Source organism: Methylophaga sp. UBA4204 (assembly GCF_002379485.1).
In the GTDB taxonomy this organism is placed as follows: Bacteria; Pseudomonadota; Gammaproteobacteria; order Nitrosococcales; family Methylophagaceae; genus Methylophaga.
In genome coordinates, this window is the sequence record NZ_DFTU01000109.1 from 28,019 (window position 1) to 30,127 (window position 2,109).

Below are 2,109 nucleotides of genomic sequence, written 5' to 3' on the forward strand. Positions count from 1 at the left end.
TCAGTGCCGGTAATACCGGTGCCTTGATGGCCACTGCGCGGTTTGTGCTGAAGACGCTGCCGGGAATTGAGCGTCCTGCAATCATTACTGCCTTACCCACTATGCGTGGTCATACTTATGTTCTCGATCTGGGGGCTAACGTAGACTCAACTGCAGAACATCTGGTGCAGTTCGCATTAATGGGGTCTGTGTTAGCCGAGTTGATTGATGGTAAGCCTAATCCCACTGTTGGCCTGCTAAATGTTGGTGCAGAGGAAATCAAAGGTAATGAGAGGGTTAAAGAAGCTGCTCGTTTATTAGCCAAGACTGATCTCAACTACTACGGCTATGTCGAGGGCGATGGTCTTTATCATGGCGAGGTCGACGTATTGGTCTGTGATGGCTTTGTGGGGAATGTTGCGCTGAAAGCCAGTGAAGGTGTGGCGCATATGATCCGACATTATTTGCGTCAGGCGTTTCATCGTAACTGGTTAACTAAAATTGCCGGATTAATCGCTTCTCCTGTGTTGAAAAGCTTTAGCAAAGAGCTTGATCCTCGTGCATTTAATGGCGCAAACCTGATTGGTTTACAAGGTATTGTGATTAAAAGTCATGGTGGCGCAGATACATTTGCTTTCAGCAATGCAATTAATATCGCCATTCTTGAAGCCCGAAAAGACGTTCCAAAGAATATTACTAAACATCTTGAAACTCTTTTAGAGGAACAGATGTTGTGATTTATTCCAGAATTGCCGGAACGGGCAGCTATTTGCCGGAAAAATTTCTGACCAATATTGAACTCGAGTCAATGGTTGAAACCAGTGATGAATGGATTACCGATCGTACTGGAATTAAAAAACGACATATTGCCGGTGATGACGAAACGACAACAGATTTAGCTTATTTTGCCGCCAAAAATGCTATTTCTGCAGCGGGTATAAAGCCGCGTGATATAGACATGATAATTGTTGCCACAACGACGCCAACTCGGATTTTTCCAAGTACAGCCGCACTGGTCCAGCAAAAACTGGGAATTCATGGTTGCCCAGCATTTGATATTCAGGCGGTTTGTACTGGTTTTGTCTACGCACTGACCGTTGCGGATAAATTTATTAAGTCTGGCAGTGCAAAAAATGTTCTGGTCATTGGTGCGGAAACCTTATCTCGGATTGTTGACTGGACTGACCGCAATACCTGTGTTTTATTCGGTGATGGCGCCGGGGCAGTCGTGTTACAGGCATCTGCCGAACCCGGTATCATGTCGACTCATATTCATTGCGACGGTAGTTTCAATGAACTGTTACATGTCCCAACAGGACCTGGAAGTACTATTACCGAAGATCCTGCCTATATTGAAATGCAGGGTAATGACGTTTTCAAAATTGCTGTAAAAACCCTGAGTAAAATTGTTGACGAAACACTGGCGGCTAACCAGCTAAAGAAACATGATATTGACTGGCTCATCCCACATCAGGCGAATATTCGTATTATCGCTGCGACAGCCAAAAAGTTGAGCATGTCGATGGAAAGTGTTGTTGTCACGGTTCAGGACCATGGTAATACCTCTGCGGCATCTATTCCACTGGCACTGGATGTTGCCGTGCGTGATGGTCGTATCAAGCGTGGAGAAACATTATTGTTTGAAGCGTTTGGTGGTGGTTTTACCTGGGGCTCAGCGCTCATCAAATTCTAATCTGAGGTATTTTTACCAATGCATTCAGCTTTTGTCTTTCCCGGCCAGGGTTCACAATCTGTTTCCATGTTAGCCGAGTTATCTGAATCCTTTCCGCAAGTGCAGCAGACATTTGCAGAAGCCAGTGACGCCCTTGGCTATGATTTATGGGCACTTGTGCAAAATGGACCTGAAGCCGAACTCAATCAGACCGATAAAACTCAACCTGCCATGCTGGCAGCAGGCATTGCTGTCTGGCGTTGCTGGGAATCAGTAAGTGATGATAAACCAGCGTATCTGGCCGGCCATAGCCTGGGCGAATATACTGCATTGGTTGTCGCTGGCGCTTTGGATTTTAAAACAGCCATCAAACTGGTGGAAAAACGTGGCCAGTTCATGCAACAGGCCGTTCCTGCGGGGTAAGGGGCTATGGCCGCCATCCTTGGTCTTGATGATGT

The 2,109-nt window shown here is 46.2% G+C and carries 2 protein-coding genes and 1 pseudogene; all 3 read left to right on the top strand.

Features of this window, described 5'->3' with window-relative positions; translation table 11 throughout:
* Positions 1-716 (top strand): phosphate acyltransferase PlsX (gene plsX / locus B3182_RS16040; RefSeq protein ID WP_292741547.1); only part of this gene is annotated, 716 nt, incomplete at its 5' end.
* Positions 713-1,672 carry a beta-ketoacyl-ACP synthase III gene (locus tag B3182_RS16045; protein ID WP_292357186.1) on the top strand — a complete coding sequence of 320 codons (960 nt, stop codon included), beginning with the start codon at positions 713-715 and terminating at the stop codon, positions 1,670-1,672. The genes plsX and B3182_RS16045, both read left to right, overlap by 4 nt.
* An 18-nt stretch (positions 1,673-1,690) precedes the next feature.
* A pseudogene (locus B3182_RS16050) lies at positions 1,691-2,071 on the top strand (ACP S-malonyltransferase); the annotation flags it as partial.
* Positions 2,072-2,109: the final 38 nt, after the last annotated feature.